Origin of the sequence: Xanthocytophaga agilis (assembly GCF_030068605.1) — a bacterium.
Classification (GTDB): Bacteria; Bacteroidota; Bacteroidia; order Cytophagales; family 172606-1; genus Xanthocytophaga; species Xanthocytophaga agilis.
The window spans coordinates 192,293-214,167 of sequence record NZ_JASJOU010000002.1 but is presented as its reverse complement, the minus strand read 5'-3'; the positions used below and the strand labels follow the sequence as shown (position 1 = coordinate 214,167).

General features: G+C 36.2%; 25 protein-coding genes. 8 read left to right on the top strand and 17 right to left on the bottom strand.

The features are described from left to right. Positions 1–6: 6 nt before the first annotated feature. Entirely contained in the window at positions 7–741 is a 735-nt protein-coding gene (locus QNI22_RS07695) for a tetratricopeptide repeat protein (protein WP_314510061.1), read from the bottom strand. 144 nt (positions 742–885) lie between these two features. Then, the gene (locus tag QNI22_RS07690; protein WP_314510060.1) at positions 886–1,467 is read right to left on the bottom strand and encodes an RNA polymerase sigma factor; all 582 of its coding nucleotides are present in this window, start codon (positions 1,465–1,467) and stop codon (positions 886–888) included. A gap of 253 nt (positions 1,468–1,720) precedes the next feature. Between QNI22_RS07690 and QNI22_RS07685 the strand changes: the two genes are divergently transcribed. Together QNI22_RS07685 and QNI22_RS07680 are read left to right on the top strand one after the other, a co-directional pair. Further along, positions 1,721–2,332 (top strand): thioredoxin family protein, encoded by a 612-nt coding sequence (locus tag QNI22_RS07685; RefSeq protein WP_314510059.1) that lies wholly within the window; start codon positions 1,721–1,723, stop codon positions 2,330–2,332. 136 nt (positions 2,333–2,468) lie between these two features. Continuing rightward, positions 2,469–2,651 carry a hypothetical protein gene (locus QNI22_RS07680; protein ID WP_314510058.1) on the top strand — a complete coding sequence of 61 codons (183 nt, stop codon included), beginning with the start codon at positions 2,469–2,471 and terminating at the stop codon, positions 2,649–2,651. A 61-nt stretch (positions 2,652–2,712) separates the two neighbouring features. Here the strand turns inward: QNI22_RS07680 and QNI22_RS07675 are convergent, their stop codons facing one another. Further along, complete coding sequence (locus tag QNI22_RS07675) at positions 2,713–3,192, bottom strand: Lrp/AsnC family transcriptional regulator (RefSeq protein WP_313974851.1); 480 nt, start codon at positions 3,190–3,192, stop codon at positions 2,713–2,715. Between the two features lie 201 nt (positions 3,193–3,393). Next, on the bottom strand, positions 3,394–3,798 hold the full coding sequence (locus tag QNI22_RS07670) for a hypothetical protein (RefSeq protein WP_314510057.1): 405 nt from the start codon (positions 3,796–3,798) through the stop codon (positions 3,394–3,396). Positions 3,799–4,372: 574 nt separating this feature from the next. On the opposite strand from QNI22_RS07670, the gene truA reads away from it, so the two are divergent. Together truA and QNI22_RS07660 are read left to right on the top strand one after the other, a co-directional pair. After that, the gene (gene truA, locus QNI22_RS07665; RefSeq protein WP_314510056.1) at positions 4,373–5,125 is read left to right on the top strand and encodes a tRNA pseudouridine(38-40) synthase TruA; all 753 of its coding nucleotides are present in this window, start codon (positions 4,373–4,375) and stop codon (positions 5,123–5,125) included. Positions 5,126–5,178: 53 nt separating this feature from the next. After that, positions 5,179–6,981 (top strand): ABC transporter ATP-binding protein, encoded by a 1,803-nt coding sequence (locus QNI22_RS07660; RefSeq protein WP_314510055.1) that lies wholly within the window; start codon positions 5,179–5,181, stop codon positions 6,979–6,981. Between the two features lie 24 nt (positions 6,982–7,005). Here the strand turns inward: QNI22_RS07660 and QNI22_RS07655 are convergent, their stop codons facing one another. Then, a complete protein-coding gene (locus QNI22_RS07655) occupies positions 7,006–7,914 on the bottom strand; it encodes a hypothetical protein (RefSeq protein ID WP_314510054.1) in 909 nt (302 codons plus the stop codon). 315 nt (positions 7,915–8,229) lie between these two features. Then, positions 8,230–9,375: a leucine-rich repeat domain-containing protein gene (locus tag QNI22_RS07650; protein WP_314510053.1), complete on the bottom strand. Its 1,146-nt coding sequence runs from the start codon at positions 9,373–9,375 to the stop codon at positions 8,230–8,232. 926 nt (positions 9,376–10,301) lie between these two features. Here QNI22_RS07650 and QNI22_RS07645 point away from each other — a divergent pair. Then, entirely contained in the window at positions 10,302–10,484 is a 183-nt protein-coding gene (locus QNI22_RS07645; RefSeq protein WP_314510052.1) for a hypothetical protein, read from the top strand. A gap of 64 nt (positions 10,485–10,548) precedes the next feature. On the opposite strand, the gene QNI22_RS07640 is transcribed toward QNI22_RS07645, so the two are convergent. Next, positions 10,549–11,163, bottom strand: coding sequence for a hypothetical protein (locus tag QNI22_RS07640; protein WP_314510051.1), 615 nt, complete (start codon positions 11,161–11,163; stop codon positions 10,549–10,551). Between the two features lie 620 nt (positions 11,164–11,783). Between QNI22_RS07640 and QNI22_RS07635 the strand changes: the two genes are divergently transcribed. After that, a complete protein-coding gene (locus QNI22_RS07635) occupies positions 11,784–12,116 on the top strand; it encodes a DUF805 domain-containing protein (RefSeq protein WP_314510050.1) in 333 nt (110 codons plus the stop codon). Between the two features lie 95 nt (positions 12,117–12,211). Here the strand turns inward: QNI22_RS07635 and QNI22_RS07630 are convergent, their stop codons facing one another. The 9 genes from QNI22_RS07630 to QNI22_RS07590 form a co-directional block, all read right to left on the bottom strand. Then, positions 12,212–12,715 carry a leucine-rich repeat domain-containing protein gene (locus QNI22_RS07630; protein ID WP_314510048.1) on the bottom strand — a complete coding sequence of 168 codons (504 nt, stop codon included), beginning with the start codon at positions 12,713–12,715 and terminating at the stop codon, positions 12,212–12,214. Positions 12,716–12,726: 11 nt separating this feature from the next. Beyond that, positions 12,727–13,911 (bottom strand): leucine-rich repeat domain-containing protein, encoded by a 1,185-nt coding sequence (locus QNI22_RS07625; protein WP_314510047.1) that lies wholly within the window; start codon positions 13,909–13,911, stop codon positions 12,727–12,729. Between the two features lie 5 nt (positions 13,912–13,916). Beyond that, positions 13,917–14,906: a leucine-rich repeat domain-containing protein gene (locus QNI22_RS07620; protein WP_314510046.1), complete on the bottom strand. Its 990-nt coding sequence runs from the start codon at positions 14,904–14,906 to the stop codon at positions 13,917–13,919. Positions 14,907–14,971: 65 nt separating this feature from the next. Next, complete coding sequence (locus QNI22_RS07615; protein WP_314510045.1) at positions 14,972–15,124, bottom strand: hypothetical protein; 153 nt, start codon at positions 15,122–15,124, stop codon at positions 14,972–14,974. Positions 15,125–15,500: 376 nt separating this feature from the next. Next, entirely contained in the window at positions 15,501–15,800 is a 300-nt protein-coding gene (locus tag QNI22_RS07610; RefSeq protein WP_314510044.1) for a hypothetical protein, read from the bottom strand. A gap of 80 nt (positions 15,801–15,880) precedes the next feature. Next, complete coding sequence (locus QNI22_RS07605) at positions 15,881–16,534, bottom strand: hypothetical protein (protein ID WP_314510043.1); 654 nt, start codon at positions 16,532–16,534, stop codon at positions 15,881–15,883. A 57-nt stretch (positions 16,535–16,591) separates the two neighbouring features. Then, positions 16,592–16,981: a hypothetical protein gene (locus QNI22_RS07600; RefSeq protein ID WP_314510042.1), complete on the bottom strand. Its 390-nt coding sequence runs from the start codon at positions 16,979–16,981 to the stop codon at positions 16,592–16,594. Between the two features lie 57 nt (positions 16,982–17,038). Then, positions 17,039–17,560 carry a hypothetical protein gene (locus QNI22_RS07595; protein WP_314510041.1) on the bottom strand — a complete coding sequence of 174 codons (522 nt, stop codon included), beginning with the start codon at positions 17,558–17,560 and terminating at the stop codon, positions 17,039–17,041. 81 nt (positions 17,561–17,641) lie between these two features. Continuing rightward, the gene (locus QNI22_RS07590; RefSeq protein ID WP_314510040.1) at positions 17,642–18,037 is read right to left on the bottom strand and encodes a helix-turn-helix domain-containing protein; all 396 of its coding nucleotides are present in this window, start codon (positions 18,035–18,037) and stop codon (positions 17,642–17,644) included. A gap of 106 nt (positions 18,038–18,143) precedes the next feature. Between QNI22_RS07590 and QNI22_RS07585 the strand changes: the two genes are divergently transcribed. Then, positions 18,144–19,406 (top strand): sialidase family protein, encoded by a 1,263-nt coding sequence (locus QNI22_RS07585; protein ID WP_314510039.1) that lies wholly within the window; start codon positions 18,144–18,146, stop codon positions 19,404–19,406. Here the strand turns inward: QNI22_RS07585 and QNI22_RS07580 are convergent. Continuing rightward, positions 19,395–20,450, bottom strand: a complete 1,056-nt coding sequence (locus QNI22_RS07580; RefSeq protein ID WP_314510038.1) for an acyltransferase family protein — start codon at positions 20,448–20,450, stop codon at positions 19,395–19,397. The genes QNI22_RS07585 and QNI22_RS07580 overlap by 12 nt on opposite strands. A 197-nt stretch (positions 20,451–20,647) precedes the next feature. Between QNI22_RS07580 and QNI22_RS07575 the strand changes: the two genes are divergently transcribed. Next, the gene (locus tag QNI22_RS07575; protein WP_314510037.1) at positions 20,648–21,826 is read left to right on the top strand and encodes a hypothetical protein; all 1,179 of its coding nucleotides are present in this window, start codon (positions 20,648–20,650) and stop codon (positions 21,824–21,826) included. Positions 21,827–21,875: the final 49 nt, after the last annotated feature.

Sequence of the window (21,875 nt, the reverse complement as noted above, 5' to 3'; positions counted from 1 at the left end):
AGCGAATTACTTCAACTCTTTTGACAACTCCTGTGCTTGTTGATGATAAGGATGTGCAGGTGTTTGAGCAATATTTGTCAATAGTTCCTTTGCTTTGTTCGTTTCTTTATTCTGGAAGTAAGCTAATGCAAGATACCACTGTGCCTCATCATAAAATGTAGATGTAGAGGAGATCTGTTTTAGTGTTGTAATGGCTTCAGTGGGCTGTTCCAGTTGCATATGTACATTCGCTTTGTAAAACAAGGCTGAGTCAGATGCGTTTCCTTTATCTTCCAGTGTTTCCAGTATGCCTAATGCCTGTGCATAGTTTTTGGCACGATATAGCTGTAGAGCATGATTTAAAGGATCCTGGTTGGCAGATTGAGTTGCCGTATTTTCATATGGAGTGAAATAGCGTGCAAAAAGTGCATCATGAGAGACATTCGCTTTCAACAGGAGATATACAGGTATCAGTAACACGATAGCTGCTGCTGCTGCCCAGTAAAAGCGTTGACGTGTACGTTCATCAAATCGAATAACCTGAGTAGGAGGATGATAGGCTGACATGTTACTTTCAACTTCTTCCAGTTTAGATAGCATCCGTCCACGTCCAACAGCGCGTAAACCTTCGCGTATCGTTCTTTGTAAAGCAACCTCTTCTGAAAAGGAAGTTTCCTGAGCTACCCGAGTTTCGAATTCCTTTCTCTCGTGAGGACTTAGTTTGCCTTCAAAGTACCGTTCGATTAATTCTGTATTTTCCATAATGTATAGTGTTTGCAATTTTTATTCCAAAGTGTTTGGACTAATCGGATAGCTGAGAAAATATTTTACTTTAAACAACTTCTTTAAGAGGTGTATTCCAATCTATATAGTAGGTAAAGAGTATACTTGTATCATTCTAAGATCCTATATATTTTTAATGCCAGGAACAGACTCCTGAAAGATTTTCTTTAATCGGGTTAAACATTTGTACTTTTGTGTCTTGGCAGAATCTGTGCTTTTGTAATCCATTTTAGTAGCCAGTTCCTCAATACTTAAATCCTGATAATAATACATCTCCAGTACAGTGCGACAAGGCTCGCCCAATTCCACTAACGCTTTTTCCAGCATTTTGTACATCCCTTCTTTCTCTTCTGAAGTCTCACCTTCAATATTCTCTAACTGAAAACCATCTTTTATTTTATCTTGTTCAAACTGCTGAATTTTCAGGTCCCGTTCTCTGGCTACCTGATTTTCATGTAATTTGTTTTTTCCAATAGCAAAAAGATAGGTTTTAACAGAGCTGCTCAGCTTGGAAAGTTTACCCGACATAATGTTCTCATAAAAGATAGTTATCGCAACCTGAAAAACATCTTTGGCAATTTCTTCATTACAAGAGAAATGACGCATTGCCCAAAAAATGAAATCGTTTCGGTATGCTCGATAAATAGCCATCAATTTTGATTCATCACCTTGCCGGATGCGTGCTATTATATTTTCGTCTGACATAGTTCAATGGTTAATGGCATAGAGGGGATTTGGTAACCCCGATTTCACAAAAATAGAGGAAGAATTTATGGCAGACAAAAAACGTTCCCCTTTTTCCATCCTTCATGGATTACTATCCCATATTTATGTAACATAATGCTATTTGAGTGTCCTTCTTTCTTAAGAAGCATTGCTGATGTTGCTTTACAGGATTATGGAACTTTTGTGAGTAGAATAAAAGTTTGATTGGGACAATATAGTTATAACAAGAAACATGCAACAGGTTATTTTTCAACAGGATATTGATCATGCCATGTCGTATGAACAATATAAAGATCTCATTGATAAATTGTTATCGGAGCATAAAACCACTGGTCCCAATCAGTCAGAAGGACTGGTGAAATATACAGAATTGAACCGACAACGGATGCGTAAGTGGGATAAGACAATTGTTTTAAGACATGACCTTATAACTAAGTTACAAAATTGTAAAACACCTATGATCTGGGTTGTTGTGACAGAAGCATGGTGTGGGGATGCTGCGCAAAATATTCCTGCTATCGCAAAAATGGCTTCTATAAATCCCACTATTTCCTTACGAATAGTACTTCGGGATGAAAATCCCCTAATTATGGATGCTTATCTGACAGGTACAAGCCGTTCAATCCCTAAACTTATTGCTTTGAAAAAAGATACCCTGGAAGAGCTAGGCACCTGGGGGCCTCGTCCGGTAGAAGTTCAGAAGTTTGTTATGGATTTTAAATACAATCCAGGCACTATGACTCAGGAACAAATGTATGAGAAAGTACATGCCTGGTATGCTAATGATAAGGCACAGTTAATCCAACAGGAATTTATAAATTTACTCGACCTCTGGCAGGCATAGATATTTTGAACATTATTTACAAAGATAGCAGTCGGTTAAGTGTATGTAAAGAACTTAAGTGAATAATCAAAAGACTATGCACCAGAACTACAAATTTTCGATAGTATGCGTTACGGTATATCTTATTTTATATACAGTGAGTCCACATATAGGTATTCCTTCATGGATAATAGGGACTGCCTATCTGATATCTCCTTTTTTAGTAGTATGGATGGTTATAAGTATCCTGAAAGGAGAAGCATATTCAGGGAAAACATTTGATAAGGGATATTTTTATGCAGATGGAAATGCTCCTAAATCGATAGATGCAGATAAATAAATACAATAGGGCTGGATTTTATACTTGTTATATAAAATCCAGCCCTATTGTATTTATAGAATTAGTTAAGAGGGATAGGTACTGTCTTGCTGTCTTTCATTACAGAAAGAACAATCATAGATTCCAAACTGCCAATTTCTTCCAATTTACTCATTTCGCCCATAACCAGATCTTGGAATGAATGTAGATCTTTTGTTACAATCTTTAATAAAAAGTTTGATGATCCTGTAATATTGTGACATTCTATCACTTCATCCAGTTCATCAATTTTCTGTAAGAATGAATCCATCGACTTTCGGCTATTATTCGTTAGAGAGATCTGCACAAAAAAAGTAGCTCCTAAACCTGCTTTCGGTCCATCAATTTGTGCATAGTAATTTTTAATATAGCCATCGTTTTCCAACCTTTTTACCCTTTCAAAGATAGCAGCCTGTGATAATCCAATTTGTTGAGACAAATAGGCATTCGTAACTTTTGCGTTGTTTTGTAAGAGATTAAGTAGTCTGTAGTCAATCTTATCTAGTTTAGTTAAATTTTCCATAAGCAAAGTTGGGATTAAAAAAGTTTTTGGAATGATTTGCTTTTATTTTTTGCTTTCAGTTTGTTATGATCCAAAGTCTTCCCGTGTTTCTAGCTGTACAGTTGATTGCTTATATAAAGAATAACTGTAAATGTATCTGAATTAGTATCTGTATATAGTAAAAAACTCTTCCAATGATTAATTGGAAGAGTTTTGTGGAAATTATTCTACCTGTACACTACGTGCACTAACTGTTTGTAAGGCAACCTCTTTTACGATATACTGATTGCCATTTGATATTTCAAAACGGTAGGCTCCATCAATCAGGTTATTCAGATCAAACTTACGTATATAATTCTTTCCAGAAACCACCTCTGAATAAACCAACTGGTTTTGAGCATCACGTAGTTGAACTGTGACCTTTCTGCCTGAATTGTTAAGAAAATGTACTTTGAATTTGGTTGTTTCTGGAATTTGGTACACTACAGCTTCGAGTGCTTTGGGAGCAGCAAGTGTTTCTGATTTATTTCCACTTGCCATAGTTTGAGCGTAACCACTTACTGCGATTACGGTTGTTAGCGTTAAGCCAACGAGGATACCTTTTCCTCTTTTCAGAAAGGTTTTCATAGTTTTCATTGTTAGTTGTAGATAAATGTTATAGTTGTAGTGCACACTTATTATTGTCTAATAAGTGATGTATTGCTCGCAAAATAAGTATTAATGACTATAAGATGCATCAGCGAGGCAAAAGTTGCATCATTTTTTTTGATTTACAGGAATGCGAAAGTTTTTTATATAAACGGCTCTAAATATAGGTTGAGTGGCTTATAAATTAACTTGTCTTTTCCTGAAAATTTTTTCTGCATTTCTTTCTGAAAAATAAGTTTCCATATTCGTGCCATAAAATTGTATAAGGCTTATTTTGTTGATTTTCAGCGTCTTGATGTTTTGTGAGCTTGTGCTTTTTTCGAGATTACGTCCGGTTTTGAGACTGCTTTGTTCAGTTTCGGACAAAAGATGGATTAAATAGACAATAAATCATATATTATATATGTAGTAAATATACAAATAAGTAAAAAGGTTATGTTTTACATTTTTTAGGTATATAAGTAAATTTCCACTTTCAAATTAGTGAATTTCGCAATTAGGCTTTTGGTGTGTATTTTTGTTGTTTGTTTGAACTGAAATTTCAAGAATCGGAGTGAAAAGATATTTTCTGGAAGTAGCTTATAATGGGACAAATTATCATGGCTGGCAGGTACAGGCAAATGCCAATACTGTACAGGCTGAATTAAACAAAGCTTTGGCAATCCTACTGAAAGAATCTGTAGAAACGTTAGGAAGTGGGCGAACAGATGCAGGTGTACATGCAACACAGCAGTTTGTACATTTAGACTGTAAGGCAGATCTTTTGAAACGTTCTGTTGTTCATTCTTTAAATGCATTGCTACCAGCTGATATCTCTGTTATAGATATTTATCTGGTTGAACCAACTGCCCATGCACGTTTTGATGCTTTTAGCCGAAGTTATGAATACAGGATTTCACATCAAAAGAACCCTTTTCTACCAAAAATGTGTTACCGCTACAGAGGTACTCCTGATATAGCTCAAATGAATGAAGCGGCACAACTTTTACTTCGCTATACAGATTTTGAATGTTTTAGTAAAGTCAAGACGGATGTAAATAACTTTAGGTGTACTATTACAAAGGCATTCTGGATATATGAAAATGATTATCTGGTATTTCATATATCCGCTAATCGTTTTTTAAGAGGCATGGTCCGGGCTATTGTTGGAACATTGCTGGAAGTGGGTGAGGGAAAAATGAACATTGAAGATTTTGAAAAAGTTATACAAGGACAGGATCGTCAAAAGGCTGGGCGGGCGGTTCCTCCGGAAGGCCTTTTTCTAACAAGAGTAGAGTATCCCTTTGAATTGAAAAGAAATAAGTGATAGAATAATTACTTCGAGTAAACATGTTTGATAAATACTAATATTTTTTACTAATGCAGCTAGAAGAGAAAAGCGGTAAAATTTTTGACATGGTGATTCTGCGTCGTTTGTATGGTTTTATGAAGCCATATATGGGGTACTTTATCATACTTGTTATTTTAATTCTGTTACTGGCTGCCATAGGGCCTGTAATGCCTTTGTTGATTCAGTATACGATAGACCACTATATACTACGTATGGATTATCAGGGACTCACTCAGATGGTATTACTTATGGTTGCGCTATTGTTTAGTCAAGCCATTCTCCAATATTGTAATACCTATCTTTCTGGGTGGTTAGGACAAAATATTATCCGGGATATACGTATTAAGTTATACCGACACTTGCTCGACTTACGACTTAAATTCTACGATAACACACCTATTGGCAGATTAGTGACCCGTACTATATCGGATATAGAAACACTGGCGGATGTTTTTAGTGAAGGTATTGCTGCCATTGCTGGGGACTTGCTTCAAATAGTAGGTATTTTGGCTATTATGTTCTATACCGAATGGCGTTTGACCTTGGTGAGTTTGTCCATATTGCCTTTTATGTTTCTGGGGACCTATGTGTTCAAGGAAAAAATCAAAGAATCATTTAATGAAGTTCGTACAGCTGTTGCCAATCTGAATTCATTTGTGCAGGAACATATTACAGGGATGAGTATTTTGCAGATCTTTAACAGTGAAGCAACTGAGTATAAGAAGTTTGAAGAGATAAACAGGGAACATCGTCGGGCAAACCTTAAATCGGTATTGTATTATTCTGTGTATTTTCCTGTTGCAGAGGTAATTGCTGCAGGCTGTACTGGATTATTAGTATGGTACGGTGCTAAAGGAGTGTTGGCTGAACATATCACATTGGGGACATTGATTGCCTTTATCATGTATATCTCAATGTTTTTTCGTCCTTTACGTATGATCGCAGATCGATTCAATACATTACAGATGGGGATCGTGAGTACAGAGCGTATTGTGAAATTATTGGATAGTGAAGAGTACATTCCTAACCAGGGTAATATTACGCCAAATTCCATTGACGGAAATGTAGTATTTGATAATGTCTGGTTTGCATATAATGATGAGAATTATGTATTGAAAGGTATTTCATTTGAGGTAAAGAAAGGACAGACGGTTGCGTTGGTAGGTGCTACTGGGGCTGGAAAATCATCAGTTATTAATCTGTTGAGCCGATTTTATGATATCAATAGTGGCAAAATATTGGTAGATGGAATAGATCTCAAAGAATATGAATTAAGCGCATTACGCAGTCAAATCAGTGTAGTACTTCAGGATGTGTTTTTATTTTCAGATTCTATTCTGAATAATATCACATTGGGGAACCCTGCTATTTCGTTGGAGCAGGTTATGAATGCTGCAAAACTGGTAGGTGCTCATTCTTTTATTGAGAAACTACCTGGAGGATATCAATATAATGTAATGGAAAGAGGTGCTACTCTTTCCGTAGGGCAGCGTCAGTTAATCTCGTTTGTAAGAGCATTGGTATATGATCCTAAAATTATTGTTTTGGATGAAGCAACCTCTTCTGTCGATAGTGAGACTGAAGAGATGATAGGAGATGCAATTCAAACACTTATGCAGGGACGTACCTCTATTGTAATTGCACATAGATTAAGTACCATTCAGAATGCTACTAAGATTATTGTATTAGATAGAGGTGAAATCAAAGAACAGGGAACCCACGAAGAATTGTTGTTACTGGATGGCTACTATGCTCAGCTTTACCGGATGCAATACAAAAGTATATTACAGCATGAAAAAACACATCATGTAGAACGTGAGAGTAAAATATAATTATTGATTGACTGACCCAATAATTTATTGGGTCAGTGTAAATACTTGCTTTTGACCTGATGAATAAGCAAACACAATGCGTTGAGGAATAGAAAGCTCTCCATCCTGAGTATATTCTTCAAATTGGGCAGATACTTTCTTTCCATCTAATTTGAATTCATAATTGTCAGGCTTGTTTTTGGTCGCTCCCATAAAATCTAGGTTGTGTTGTTCTCCTTCTTTATTCTCAAAATAGTAGTGTTTCTCTTTTTCCTGCCCCATAACTGTATAAATAAATATATCCGAAGTGCTTGTTGACTCATAGTGGTATTCCTGATAGAAGGCACCTTCCTGTTCCTCTTCCGGATGTGTGGCTGCTTCTGTGACATTATTAGCAGATGTATTTGTAATAAGTTTTATCAAGCCATTGTCTACAACTTGAAATTTTTTCTCGGTTTGTTCATCCGAAATAATAGTAGAGTCTGTTTCAGAAGCCATACTTTTTAATCGTTCATTGATACTAATGGCATATTTCTGATCTATGATGGCAGAAAAAGTACCCATTGTGAGAATACCTACTACCTTATCCTGAATCAGAGCAATATCACTTAGCAAACTATCTGAAAGTGAGTATGTAGCCAGACGTAGTTCTGATGCATCAATATCGTGATATGTGTATAATAACCCATACCATTTTGGATTAGAGATCTTGCCAATTATTTTCCATTCCGGATCTGAGCCGGTTGTATCTGGTTGTAAATGGAAATGACTAACCAGAACAGAGTCTGCTACCCTTCCCGTATCAGGAACCTGTTTCCAGGTTTGTGGTAATTGTATGATAGCAAAATCAGTTTTGGGTTCTGCAGTGGTGGTATGTTTTGTTGATGTATTGTCTGTACAACTATACATGATGATACCTATGCAAATGAGAAAGAAATAAAGCTTGTTTGCCATATCAACTATTGAATATACGCTTTTATATAGATTCCTGGAAAAAGGTAAATGGATGAAAAACCAGATCACTGATTGCAGACAATAGGAAAGAACCAGTGAAGAGTATTTTTTAACGTGAATATGGAATGAAATGTTATCTCCAAAAAAGTAGACTAGCAGGAGGATAAATACGAATAGTAATTTGCTGGTTGGAGATAGATCGGGATTAAAAGTATAAATTTGAACTTATAAATACTCCATTTTGAGGAAGAAACTTTAATAAATTGTTCATTGTGTATCTTTAACATAAAACGAATGGTAATCTATTTAATGCCGTTATTCAAATCTAATATCACAATTGGGTAGCCATGAGCTAATTTTTTCTTTCTCTGAATCTGTAATAGGATTATCCAGTAAACTTAACAATTCCAGATTTTTCAGTCTATTTATTTCGCCTGGCAATCCTTGTAAAAAATTATAGTTTAAATCCAATCGTTTAAGATTGATAAGGTTACCTGTTTCAGCGGGAAGTGTCTTTAACTGACCCAGCTGTATAAGTAAATCCTGTAGTTTTGAAAGGTTCCCGATTGTTTCAGGAAGTTGTTGTAGTTTTGTTTCCTCTATTTGTAATGCACTTAGCTGTTTAAGATTCCCAATTTCCTGTGGTAGAGATTTTAATGGATTTCTACTGATGTTGAGACTATCCAGATTGGTAAGATTACCAATCGTTGAGGGTATACTGCTAAGACGATTAGAAGATAAAGACAAGTATTCCAACTGCATACAGTTTCCAATTTCCAACGGAATGGATTTGAGTCTATTATTGTCAAGAGATAAGTGTTGCAACTGGATCAACTCTCCAATTTCAGAAGGAATAAATTTTAATCGGTTAGCCACTAAATTTAGCCCCTGCAATTGAGTCAGAGTGTTGATTTGTGATGGCCAGGAGGTTAGTTCATTACTCTCTAAGTGTAATCGTCTTAAATTAACCAGGTTTGAAATCTCTACAGGAAGCGAATCTATTTGATTGTAGCTCAGACTTATATCAACCAGTTGGGTCATCTTACAGATTTCAAGAGGGAAGGTGGTTAACTCGTTATTATCCAGATACAGTTCAATGAGGTTTTCTAATGAAGTAATTTCGATAGGTAAGGCAGTAATGTGATTGTTAAATATTTTTAGTGTTTCCAGTTTTGTCATATACTTAATCTGCATCGGAATAAAGGTCAGATTGCATTTATCCAGATAGACTTCTGTTGCGGTAGTAATTTTCTGGAGTTTTTCTGCAAAAGAGAACTCTTTTGGAGCTAGAAACCTTCTTTCTGGTGCAAGCCATTCAAATAGAAGCTCAATATCATTTTTAAATTCCTCAATATCAATTAGTAGGGACTCTGTTAGAGCCAGCCCCAGTTCAATATTTCCCAGTTGTCCTGATTGTAGTAAACGCAGCACATTTGTTTTTTCATTGCTTGCTTCTGACATAAACATTTGCTATTATTTCCAATCGTTTTAAATTTAAAAGTATGTACAAAGTTGTTGCCCTTTACCAAAATAAAAGCAGGCATGTTACAAGGTAACATGCCTGCCGGTAAAATTACAAAGTGATCGTGAGGGAATGCAGACAAACTGCATAGCAGTATGTTTGCGCCAGCTTATATGATGATAGATAAGGTTTTAAATTTAAGCAAAGAGAGGGGAATGAGAAACCCAGAAAACAAGTCTTAACAGAGATATAACAGAGACAAACTTTATGATAACAGTTCAATAATAAAGCAGGCATGCTACAAAGTAACATGCCTGCCTGGGGTAACAAAGAATTTTTTCCAAACATTTAATTAATAAGTAGTAAAAATACAAAAACAATGCCTGTGCTTTATCACCTGTATCCCTTCATATGTAAATTGCCTTAAAGCTCCCTGGTTTATAAGGTTAAACTAGGTTCATTTTGAGATGCATATAGTATGAGTTAAGTCCGATAAAAAAGTACTACATATATATCTATTACAATAAACCAATCTGAGTATTATGAGAATGGCCTCATAAAATTGTGGGGAAATTTTTCTACTACTGCCTATGTTAAGATTACACAGTCATACTTCGCTTGTTAAAGTATAATCATTCTCAAATACTAATACTGAAGGCTATGGTCAGGATACTTTTACATTTGCATACATATGAAATGGCTTACAGATTGCTGAGGTATTATTATTGCATAATCACTTTACACAAAGCGGACTTGCTCCGATCCTCCAGCTAGCTATCAAATAAATTGATCCAACTATCAAATAGTATTTTCTTCAATGCCAGATTAGTCTGCATATTCCGGCAAGGGTACTATTTGTCGTATACCAGCTCACTATTTACAAGCCACAAGCAGTTTTGGAAAAATTATTCAAAGAACTGAATTCATGGAAACCGAAAAGATCATTTATGAAAAGATATGCCAGCAAACGTCTCTCTCTTATCAATTTATATTGGCTCCTGACAGAAAAACAGAAGGAATTCAATGTTTGTTATGTGGTCAGATTAGTTATGATCCTTCAGATGTAAAATTCAGGTTTTGTTCAGGTTGTGATAAGTTTCATAGCTAATATAGTTATGCTCTAATAGAATGGCTGCATCAACTTTCCTTTTTATATATACTATACAACCTCTTTATGTAGGCTGAAGATAAAAGTTCTCTTCTTCTAGCCTGATTGTGTCAAGTTCTTCTTTTGTTAAGTGGAAATATAGGTTTTGAAGTACATGAATTTCCCCAATATCAAATGTGTTATCCATGAATTTTTGTGCATCCCATCCACCAAACAAGTCTTTGTATCGGTTATTAGTCATTACAGAGACAGGTTCTTTTAATGATACATATCTTGATGGATAGTGTGTCCCATTTAGTGTAAATTCTATTTTAAAAATTGTGACAAGGCTGTTTTGAGACGTGGATAGTTTGTCCCAAACTTCACTGATAATATTAAATCCCTGACACTCTTCCCTCAGGCTATTTACATAATTCTCATTTAAAATCTTAAAATTTGTTGCCTCCAGAATTTGCCTGTTCAAAGGTATTCCCTGTATTTCCTGTTTATTCCTCCAGATATGTTTTTTCTCCCCCTGCTCAGAATAAGTTTCTAGTTGATAATCAGGATGTGTTTCTATCTGACCGGGTTTAGAAGAAATTACTTTCGCATATTGTTTAAAGTTGCTATCACTAATGCCGGATTCAACAAAGTTTCCGGTTCGTAAGCCTGCATACAGAGTATTGGAAATAAAGTCCATAACAAATAATAAAATGACTAGAATAATACATAGGACAAAAACAATAAATGTTGAATTCTGTATTTAGCAACTTGTTTATTGTTTATAGCTTGATTTTAACTGAATAGATTTTGTTTTAACTCCAGATGTGTTGATAGTTATTCTCTTTATGGAACAATGTCTTATTTAGTTTTTAGAATAGTTTCATACAAAAGAAGCTAAGTTTTAATGGTAAATGGATTCAATAGAGATTCCTTCGTTATCAATATTTGTACAATGTACAATAATAATACCTGTCATAAATGGCTTACTGTATTTCTCCGTTGTTGTTTTCCTTTTGATCTGGCGAATTATACATTGAATAGTGAAAATTAGATCTTGCCTTATTTCTCCATAGTATTCATAACAAATGGAAAATGGACAAATCTATTCGAGCAGAGATAGGATGTATAGATAATAAAAGTATAAATAGAAGTAACTGTTACAAGTGGGATTCAGATACTTTAAAGGGAAAATATTTTGCGAGATAACTTCATTGATAGGTTTTTTCTTACATAATGTGCCTCAATAGCTGTGTTACAGTCTCAACGTTTATAGTATATACGGGTAATTCTATATAAACTACTATAAACTCAAGCACTATGTTTCAAAATATTTTCTCATTCGAAGGCCGTATTCGAAGGCTTGAGTATGGACTTACCCGGATTTTAGTCCTGTTGGGTTGTGCACTTATTGGAGGCCTTAGTGAAGCTGCAGGTGGAATAGTTTTAATTCTACTTATTCCAGCTATTTGGATACTCCTTGCTCAATCTGTTAAAAGATGCCATGACCTAGGTAATTCAGGTTTTTTCATACTTATCCCATTCTATGGCTTGTTCCTTTTATTTGCTGATGGCACATATGGTACTAATGAGTATGGTGCAAATCCAAAAGGTGTAGGTGAGTTTAATCCCAATGTCGATTATACAGCATAAATACTTACTTTGTAACCAGTATTGAGCCATCGTAATCCGATGGCTTTTCTTTTGGCTAACTGGTGTTATACAAATTCATTGTTTTGCTGAAGGCATTATTCAAATATAGTTTCGCAATTCGGCAATGCAGATCGGATACGCTCTCTTTCAGGGGCCGCTATCCTAGTGCCTACAAAACTTAACTTGACCAGCTTCGTAAGCTCATTCATTCCAGGGGGTAAAAATAGGAGTGGATTTCCTGTCAAATTTAAAATTGTAAGGTTGGTACAATTAGTGATTTTAGGAGGTAGTCGAACCAGTTGATTGTTTGATAAATCCAGAGATTGCAGATTTATCACATATTGAATCTGACAAGGTATCGATGTCAAGTCTTGACCCGACAAGTTTACATTTTTTACTTTATGTATAGCTTTTAGCTTTCCCTGTATGGAAGAGTGCATTTGTCGTGTAAACCAGTTTAAAGCAATATCAATATCTTGCTTGATCTCCCTCTCAAGTTGTAAAGATTCGGCAATAATTAATCCCAACTGTATACTTTCTTCCTGTCCAGAGAGCAGTAGTCGCATTATATTCTCTTTTTCGCTATTGGCTTCTGACATACTTTGTTGCTTTAATAGAAATCCCCTACATTGTTAAAACCCCAATCGCTGATCCATTTATATTCTTCCTCAGAAAAGGGATTTCTCCTTACTGAGAACACTTCTAACTTGGTTAATTTGGTTATTTGAGAAGGTAAAGATCGTAATTGGTTATTACGTAAAAAAAGCTCATCAAGCATAGTTAGATTACCAATTTTTTCGGAGATAGATTCCAGTTGATTGTTGGTTAAATCGAGGGTTTCCAGTTTAGTAAGCTCAAAAATGTGATCTGGAATAGATCTAAATTGATTACTACTTAGATCCAGATATATAATGCTCTTACTCACTAAAGGCAATGATTGCAATTGATTATTAGATAAAAATAAGTATGTAAGGTTGGTTAATTTTTCTATTTCAGAAGGTAGCGAGGTAAGGTTTGTACCAGTTAATGATAAAGTAAACAGTTGAGGAAAATTTCCAATTTCAGCAGGAATACTTTGTAGTGGATTTGAATATAATTTTATGTCTGTTAAGTGAGTCATTGTATTGATTTGAGATGGCCAACAGGTTAACTTGTTATTGCCTAGCGATAAGTCTGTCAAATTAGTGAGGTTGGCAATCTCTGGTGGTATTGATCCTATTTGGTTATTGCTGAGAGACAATGACTCCAAATTGGTTATATTAGCAATCTCTGCTGGTATTGAGGTTATTTGGTTATCATCCAGGTTTAACTTAATGAGTTGAGTCATTTTGCAGATTTCAGCAGGAAATACTGAAAACTGATTATTATACAGACTGAGTTCTCTAAGATATTGTAGTGTAGTAATTTCAATAGGTAATTCGGTGAGTTGATTTTCATATAAGTTAAGCTTTTCCAGATTCACCAGACACTTAATCTGAGTAGGAATACATGTTAGATTGCGCTTTTCTAAGCGAATTTCCTTTGTTAGGGTTACTGTCCTAAGCTTTTTCGGAAAAGGAACCTCATTTTTAGGCATAATTCTATCCTCTATAGCAATGGTTGGGTCAGGATCATCCCAGTCAGCGAAACGATCACCACGAACAAGCCAGTCAAAGATAAACTCAATATCGTTTTTGAACTCGGTTAAATCAACTTGTAGAGAATCGGCCAGCGTTAAGCCCAGTTCAATATTTTCCAACTGGCCGGAGAGTAACAGCCGCATTACATTCTCTTTTTCACTATTTATTTCTGACATGGTGTTTACTCAAAATTAATCTCACAATTGGGTAACCAGGATTTGATCTTCTTTCTTTCTTCAGCTATGATTCTGTTATTCTTTAGATACAAGTGTCTAAGATTTGTAAGATTGCTAATTTCTGAAGGTAAGTGTGTAAGTTGATTGCTCTCTAAAGATAGAACTCCAAGTTTTTTCATTATTCCAATTTGTGAAGGAAGTGAGGTTAACTCACTATTTCGCAGAACTAAACCTATTAGTTTGGTCAGATTGCTGATCTCAGGTGGTAGTTCACCTATTGGATTATGATCAATAGAAAATTCAATAAGATTAGTCAGATTGAATATTTCTATAGGTATAGATTTTATTTGATTAGTTCCTAAATGTAGATTAGCTAAGTTGGTCAGTTTGCCAATTTCAGCAGGTATTGATTGAAGCTCATTAACAGTCAGATCCAGGAAGTCAAGTTGAGTGAGGTTTCCGATTTGATGGGGGATATGAGTGAATTTATTGGTACTGAGATAAAGTTCAGTAAGTTGTGTCAAATTACCAATCTCTGGTGGTAATATTTCTAAGTGATTATCCTCAAGAGTTAAACGAATGAGGTTATGCAGATTTCCAATTGCTGGATCAATGGAAGTCAAATGATTACTACCTAAGTTGAGATCATTCAGTTTAGTGAGTGTATACAGCTCCTGAGGCAGGGACGTAATACTATTAGTATTCAGATTTAATGTTTCCAAATTGGTCAGGTACTTGATCTGAGATGGAACATCCGTTAATCTGTTATTCGAGGCGTCAATATTTTTGATTGTAAGGGACTTGAAAAGCTTTTCTTTAAAAGAAATGTTCTTGTACTTCCCAATCCACTTAAACAAGATTTCCATATCCTGTTTAACATCTCTCAAGTTAATCTTTAGTGACTTGCTGATTTGTAATCCTAATTCGATACTCTCCATTTGGCCGGAGTACAGCAGCCGCATTACATTCTCTTTTTCGCTTTTTACTTCTGACATAATAAAACTTGTATGAGATAAACCTATAAAGAAAGGCTACCTGGATAAGGTAGCCTTTCGCTTTATTAATCCAGAGAAAACTCTTCTACCTTGTCTTTTTCCCTTCGGTATGTGCTATTAGTAAGAGCTTTCCGGATGTGAGCATATACAGAGTCTGGATTGCGTTCTATTGTGATGGGTTGGAGTTTGTTTTTTGATTTACGGTTTTTGACTTTCATAAGAATTGTATGGTATTTATTGGTATGAAAAAGACAAGCAAGTGGCGCCTTTATGGAGAGGACACTTGTTTAAATTCGTTATTTGACAATTAAGGTTGAATACACCATAATATCTGATTTTCCATCAGTGAGTTGTGTTTCCACTCCATTCTTCCAGTATTTAGCTACTTGTTTAGGGCCACTATCATCTATTCCAGCTACATATACATCTTTACCTTCAATAAAGAGTGAGGAGGCGCTAGAGGAAGGTTTAGCATCTTTGATAGTAACAGGTTTGCCATTTTTCCAGTATTTAGCTATTCCATTCTCGTCTCCACAAACATAGACATCTTTGTTGTGTATCAGTATTGAGGCTCCTCTAGCATCATAAGTGCCATCAGTAAGAGTAACAGCCTTTCCATTTTGCAGTCCCGTAACCCGTAGTATCTCGTGTGTACCCAGTTATATATACATCCTTTCCCGCAACATAGATATTAGTGGCTGTCGCATCCACAGGTCCTGTTGCTAAGATTGTTTTTATTCCGTTTTTCCAATACACAGCACTTCTATCTTCTGAGCCTACCACATACACATCAGGCTCTGTTTTGGGTTTGAATGAGGTAAAGCTTAAGATAATGCAGCTAATGGCTAGGTATAGAACCAATGGTTTGATGGGTGGATGTAAAATCTTGAACATAGAAATGATTACATGTTACTGCTACACAAAGACATTAATTAAAGATTGATGGAATAGGATATTCTACTCTCTAAAGAAAGCTAATCTGGAGAAGTTTTCGTTTGATAATGGAGGTAATCTTTCTGAGATTCATACCATAAATATTCATAGTTGTTAAATCGTAGCGACTGCATTGCGTATTCAAGCGAATCGTATAGGTCCTCCTCATCATAACTATAGTGAAGGAGTGCTCCAACAAATCGAATGGTACGAGTATCTTTGCCTCGGATACTTGCTTCAATACCTTGCTTCCGAAGTTTTTGATTGAGTAGGTCAACCCATGCTTTACGCATTAAAGGGAATTCTTTAAGTCGGAGTGGTAGTAATTTAGACCTTAATACTAATGCCAATTTCTGTTCTTCTGGGTCATCACTGAGTTCTCCATCTGTTATTCTTATGTCCCAATAGTCAAATAGATCCACTTCCATCAGTATACTATCTTTACTGGTTTTGTACCTGGCTAAATTCATTGGTTTTTTTAAGGCATCAATTCCCCTTTGCAGGATTTCTTTGTTGGGTCTTGTGGGTGTGTGAATAGTATCTTCATAAAAATCCGCAGGTGATCTATAATAAGTTATTTCGTTAGTATCAGTATAAAATTTTGCTGTCTTAGGCTTTGATGATTTAACAAGCAGGTAACCTATGACTGTAAGACCAGCAAAGACGTACAAAATCCACTTAAGTTCCTGTTTCATTGTGGGGGTGGAGATTGAAGGCTTGAAATGATTATAGGTGAAGATGGATATAGCTGTTTATAGGTTTAGTGTAATGGAGCGTCTTCCACTTTTGGAATAGATGATTGTTGGAGAATCAGTGCCATCATCTTCGGATAGACCACCTTCCAGCCCTTTACAGTAGGTATCTGGATCAATTTCAAATTTGTCTCTGCTTGATTCTTTCAATACATTAAATCGCCAATCTAAAAGATCTACAGCATTACGTAATCCGATTTGTAAAGTGTCTTTCGTTAATACAATGGCTTTCAGGTTCTGATTGGTGAAGATTAGTGAATCAACTTCGGCTTGCTGCTCACCGGATAATTGCTCAAACCAAGTTGCACATTTACATGTGTTGCAGAAAGAACTTTCCTCAGATTCTGACATCTCGATGGTGCATTTTTTACAAGCTCTTATTTCTGACATAGTTGAATTCTCTTTAGTGAAAATTCTTGAGTCAACTTGTACTTGTTGTCTGGATACTTATTTAGTCACAAAAATGGAAGTTGCATTATAAAACGGCAGTGCCACTTCTACACCGTTCTTCCAATAGATCCCATTAGGAGCGTTTTCTATATCTTTATACCCTGCTACATAAACATCATTACCAGAGACATAGATAGATTTTGCCTCAGAATAATACGGGCTTCCATCCAAATTTATTGCTGTTCCATTTTTCCAGTATTTAGCTGCTCTAATATATCCATTATTTATATTGGCTAGACCAGTTGTTTCCGTTCCTGCGATATAAACATCGTTTCCAGAAACATATATTGAATTAGCAACAGAAAGAGTTGTATCTCCAGAAAGCGTATTTACTTTTCCATTTACCCAAGTAGTAAGGAGAGGCGCTTGAACAAATCTATCATAGATATAAGGTTTATAGATTGACCCGGTTACATGGATAGTCGAATTCTTATCTACTCCATCATTTTTACAGGAAATCAGGATAAATAAAGTAACTAAAAACAGGGCTTTCAGGCTGGATTTGTACAGATTTTGCATAGAAGGGGTACTAAAAAATATGCTAATAGAATAGCTATAGAAAGAGCAATTGTTTATAAGGTATTCTTCAATGAGTGTGTCTCAGCGTTTTTCACGTAACAAAGCAATTACTTCATCCTTGCTCTTGATCATTTCCTCTTTATCGTTTAGTCTTTGTTCCAATGAAGTGATTTTGTCATAAGCCCGCTCCAGCTCCTTCTGGCAATCACTCAAATTGCCTACTCTTACATTCTGGTTCATTGTTCCTGTATTCAAGCCAGATGCTTGATTGATATTGGTTGAGTCTCCAGATTCATTAAAAAAAATCACCGGGCTAACACCTAGTATGTTTGCTATATCCTCAATAGTCCGAACCTTAAAAGACTTATTCTTTACTGCCATATAGAATCCACTTTCTGTCATTCCTATTTCTTTACAGAGTGCGGAGATGGGCATATTTTTTTGTGCAGCTATATCTTTTATTTTATTGTAGTTCAATGTCTTGTGTATTTTACTTGAATTTATTTGTATTTTATACAAAAAAAATCTAGTTCCGCTTATTGAAAATATTAAAATTTACTCAAACCACAAATTTTAATACTGCATGAAGCTAAATAGTAAGCGGTATAATGGGGTGTTGCCTTTTATTGGTGGTATCCATCGTATTGTTATTTATCAGGATGTACTTTCTATCCGTGATAGACAATTGTTGCAAGCCTCCAAAACATGGACACCTAATACAATAGCTAAGAAACATATCGAACCTGCTGTGCGATTAGTCGCAGATACAAACGATTATATATTAGGCAATGCAGTACTGAAAAATCCGGTCACTGGAAAAGTTGTTGCTCTCTATCAACATACCCGGTCTCATTTTGAAATCAGTGTGCCGTGTGATGTGTACATGCGTACTTCAATAGACGGTGGTTTGTCTTATTCTGACGAAGTAAAGTTGTGGGATGACAATATTAATAAGAAAAGTATATACGGACTTTACCTTCCTACTGGTCGTTTGGTGGCTTTGTATACAGAGTATTCCAGGACTGAAACTGTGGGTTCTACTAGTAGAGCCGGTATGGAGCTGGGAGCTTACTCACGTTATTCAGATGACGATGGCGTTACATGGTCTGCCAAAACAGCTATTACTGGGGTTCCTGCCTATTTTGTGCGTTGGTTAAACTATGAAAATCCAATAGTTGGTTCAGATGGCAACATTTATGGAATAGCATACGGAATAAATGGGAAGCTGGATACACAAAGTTCTTACGCTATACATATCATAAAAAGTACGAATAACGGGGTAAGTTTTGCATTTGATAAACTAATTTATCAGGATACTACCTACGTGAATGAAAGTTCAATCATTGAAGGCTCTGCAAATATTTTCTGGATTGTCTCACGTGATGAAAGTAATTTAGGACAGCATCGGCTTTTCAAGTGGGATAAGACAGCCAATACAGTAACAGCCTACGGCTTATTTTCCTTGGATGGAACAACCAACTTTGCACATCCTCCCATGATCCGATTAACCACGATTAATGGTCAAAAAGTAGTTGCCTACTATTTTAACAATAGAGTACAACGCAGACTAAAGGTTTTCTACTGCAAACTATCTGATCTGGAAACAAATAATAAGGTTGCCTTTACGGGAAAAACACGATGGTTTATTATGTCTATGCTGCCAGAACGGGAGTTATCAGGCTATATGAATGTGATTCACACATCTGGACTGGAAGGCATTGGAGCCTATAGCAATGAAAAAGGACCCACTTCTACCAACAATGCAAGTTCAATGCGTTGTGAATTAGTGTATTTTAATCTGCCAACCAATCACCAAGCTACCATTATTGCAGAATTAGGATTGTGATTCAACGGGTAAAGGAGTAGTCAGCTTCCTGCATACTTCTTTACCCCATGCCATTGCAGGATACTCAATTAAAGAATATACGATATGAGAAAGAAAGAGCGTCGATACAAAGCTTAATCCAAATTTTATAGGAGTAGACAAATAGGATATATGATAGAAGTGATAAACAATTGGATGAAGCAGGTAAATAGAATAGCTTTTTTCACCTAAAAAATGAAGGGTTTTGTGAATCAGATTTGGAAACTGCCAGTTGGATACAGCGAAACACCAGCACAGGGCAAAAGAAAGCATTGCAAAGAAAAGTCTATTGTACCCCCATATGTGGTCTGATAGATTGGACTCTGTAGGAAAGATCGCAAAAAGAATCAGGCAAATAACAATGCCTATGTTGAGCAGTGTTTGATTCGGGTAAAAGAAGTTCTTTTTAAAGTATCCTAATGCAATGCCACCAGCGAAAAAATAAAGATGGTTGCCAGGCTTGATGTAAACTTTAGACCATTGATCCTCAATCGGAATGTTTGGATTGATCAAAATAAATGCATAGTAATAACCAACTGCAAAACTGACAATTACTAAAAGAGCAAATAACCAATACTGTTTCCATCTTAATAGAAGGAAGAAGACAGGGAAGGTGAAATAAAACACTATTTCCATTCCAATACTCCAAGACGCATGAGCTATACCTCCGGTATATTGAGTGAAGCCAAATAATCCTGTGAGATTAAGTAATATATTTTTCCAGTGCGGCCAACCGGAAAAAAGCATAGTAAGAGCTATACATAAGTACAATAAAGGAAATATTCGCGTAACCCGTTTTATGCCAAAAGTGACAAAGGATTCCAGATCAAAATTAAATGTTCTGGCGTTGACTAAATAAAGGGTAATACCAGAAAGAATATAAAAAATAGAAACAGCGTATGTAACCAGTCTTTGCAATAAATCTTCAGAATCCATGCCATGGTAAAACCAAGCATAGTAATGCCCAAGCATTACGATTGTTGCTGCCAAGCCACGAAGGTAGTCAAGAGAGTAAATACGACCCATAGATTAACATTTTCAAAATTCAAACATAACGCATTTATTGAGATTCTCATATAGATATACACACAAAGGTTAGGTTTTGATAGACTGAAAGGACACACTCACTGGATGTGTCTTTTTTATGCCCTTACGAATCTGAAATTTTGTACTGCTGATTATAACAGGGACAATACCTGAACCAAACATAAATCACCATGTAAATGGCACGCAACAATTTCAAACTTATTTCTGCCCTTCGTCGCGGTCTGTGGCTTATAGATATGAACTATGCAGCAGCGTTTCTTCCTACGGCTGCCCGGTTACCTGTGGCGTGGTTTGATGACGATGAAAAGGAAGAAGAAAAACCTGTATTCTATGCCATTTCTTCCTCCAATGGACAGACAAAACGGTTTGACTCCCTTGATATGGCAGAACCCGGATCTATTGCGGTGATTCCCATTCAGGGACCCATTATGAAGGAAACCTATTGCGGATCACCCGGAACACAGGAAATGGGCGTATTTGCCAGACAAGCAGACAATCACCCGAATATAGTAGGGCATGTGCTGCATTTGGATACAGGTGGGAGAGCTCCCCCGAATGGGACACTCAACTATCAGAAGCATGTGCCAGATATCAAGGTATCTGAATTCTTTACAGCCATCCAGCAACTGTTTGGCTTGGCATATGATTTCGATGTAAAGAATAAAGTACTCAACATTATTCTCTACAAAGATTGCATTCAGGCCACAGACTACATAGACTGGACAGAGCAGACAGAAAGAGCCTATTCAGAAGAAACGGTGGAGAAAACAGGGTTTACCCTGAAACAGACTGTTGAGTCAGAAGATGAATTGAATAAGACACTGAATACGGATTGGGCAGAGTATAAGATTGGGGCAGGAGGGGAACAGATACCCACTACAGCATCTACGCTTCACATGGTTCGGGTACCACAAGGGGGCAGGAGCTGGCTTGTGCCAGCCACAGAGCAGAAGGGGAGTAGTAACTTTGTAGGTACGGGTGATAATAATAAATTCTCTCTCAGACTGCTTTTATACGCTGGGTTAAAGAATGATTCTATGGGTAATTCCTATCCATTGGGTTCCGCTGTGAATGAAAACTATACAGGTTCACCCTTCACAGATAGAAGCCTACACTATGCAGGCCAGTGGGGGTTGTACGAAAACAACTGGAAAGAATGGATTGCTTTTCTGAATCAGACACGAACCATTCAGCGGTCAGTACTTATGACAATGGCTGATCTGTTGAACCTGTCACCTACTCAGAAAATCATGATTGATCATTCGAAGTATTTCTATGAGAAAATAAGTTTGTCGATTTCTTCCAAGGACGGAATTGGTAAGGCTAAAATAGATTTAAGGAAAGTTACAGTGTGAGTAGTTGTGTAAAGATTTCCTTGTATCTTGACAATGGTATTCAACTATG

Coding starts and splice junctions, on each gene's coding strand:
- QNI22_RS07695 (WP_314510061.1), bottom strand. CDS start 741: ATGGAAAATACAGAATTAATCGAACGGTACTTTGAAGGCAAACTAAGT.
- QNI22_RS07690 (WP_314510060.1), bottom strand. CDS start 1,467: ATGTCAGACGAAAATATAATAGCACGCATCCGGCAAGGTGATGAATCA.
- QNI22_RS07685 (WP_314510059.1), top strand. CDS start 1,721: ATGCAACAGGTTATTTTTCAACAGGATATTGATCATGCCATGTCGTAT.
- QNI22_RS07675 (WP_313974851.1), bottom strand. CDS start 3,192: ATGGAAAATTTAACTAAACTAGATAAGATTGACTACAGACTACTTAAT.
- QNI22_RS07670 (WP_314510057.1), bottom strand. CDS start 3,798: ATGAAAACCTTTCTGAAAAGAGGAAAAGGTATCCTCGTTGGCTTAACG.
- QNI22_RS07660 (WP_314510055.1), top strand. CDS start 5,179: ATGCAGCTAGAAGAGAAAAGCGGTAAAATTTTTGACATGGTGATTCTG.
- QNI22_RS07655 (WP_314510054.1), bottom strand. CDS start 7,914: ATGGCAAACAAGCTTTATTTCTTTCTCATTTGCATAGGTATCATCATG.
- QNI22_RS07650 (WP_314510053.1), bottom strand. CDS start 9,375: ATGTCAGAAGCAAGCAATGAAAAAACAAATGTGCTGCGTTTACTACAA.
- QNI22_RS07645 (WP_314510052.1), top strand. CDS start 10,302: ATGGAAACCGAAAAGATCATTTATGAAAAGATATGCCAGCAAACGTCT.
- QNI22_RS07640 (WP_314510051.1), bottom strand. CDS start 11,163: ATGGACTTTATTTCCAATACTCTGTATGCAGGCTTACGAACCGGAAAC.
- QNI22_RS07635 (WP_314510050.1), top strand. CDS start 11,784: ATGTTTCAAAATATTTTCTCATTCGAAGGCCGTATTCGAAGGCTTGAG.
- QNI22_RS07630 (WP_314510048.1), bottom strand. CDS start 12,715: ATGTCAGAAGCCAATAGCGAAAAAGAGAATATAATGCGACTACTGCTC.
- QNI22_RS07625 (WP_314510047.1), bottom strand. CDS start 13,911: ATGTCAGAAATAAATAGTGAAAAAGAGAATGTAATGCGGCTGTTACTC.
- QNI22_RS07620 (WP_314510046.1), bottom strand. CDS start 14,906: ATGTCAGAAGTAAAAAGCGAAAAAGAGAATGTAATGCGGCTGCTGTAC.
- QNI22_RS07615 (WP_314510045.1), bottom strand. CDS start 15,124: ATGAAAGTCAAAAACCGTAAATCAAAAAACAAACTCCAACCCATCACA.
- QNI22_RS07610 (WP_314510044.1), bottom strand. CDS start 15,800: ATGTTCAAGATTTTACATCCACCCATCAAACCATTGGTTCTATACCTA.
- QNI22_RS07605 (WP_314510043.1), bottom strand. CDS start 16,534: ATGAAACAGGAACTTAAGTGGATTTTGTACGTCTTTGCTGGTCTTACA.
- QNI22_RS07600 (WP_314510042.1), bottom strand. CDS start 16,981: ATGTCAGAAATAAGAGCTTGTAAAAAATGCACCATCGAGATGTCAGAA.
- QNI22_RS07595 (WP_314510041.1), bottom strand. CDS start 17,560: ATGCAAAATCTGTACAAATCCAGCCTGAAAGCCCTGTTTTTAGTTACT.
- QNI22_RS07585 (WP_314510039.1), top strand. CDS start 18,144: ATGAAGCTAAATAGTAAGCGGTATAATGGGGTGTTGCCTTTTATTGGT.
- QNI22_RS07580 (WP_314510038.1), bottom strand. CDS start 20,450: ATGGGTCGTATTTACTCTCTTGACTACCTTCGTGGCTTGGCAGCAACA.
- QNI22_RS07575 (WP_314510037.1), top strand. CDS start 20,648: ATGGCACGCAACAATTTCAAACTTATTTCTGCCCTTCGTCGCGGTCTG.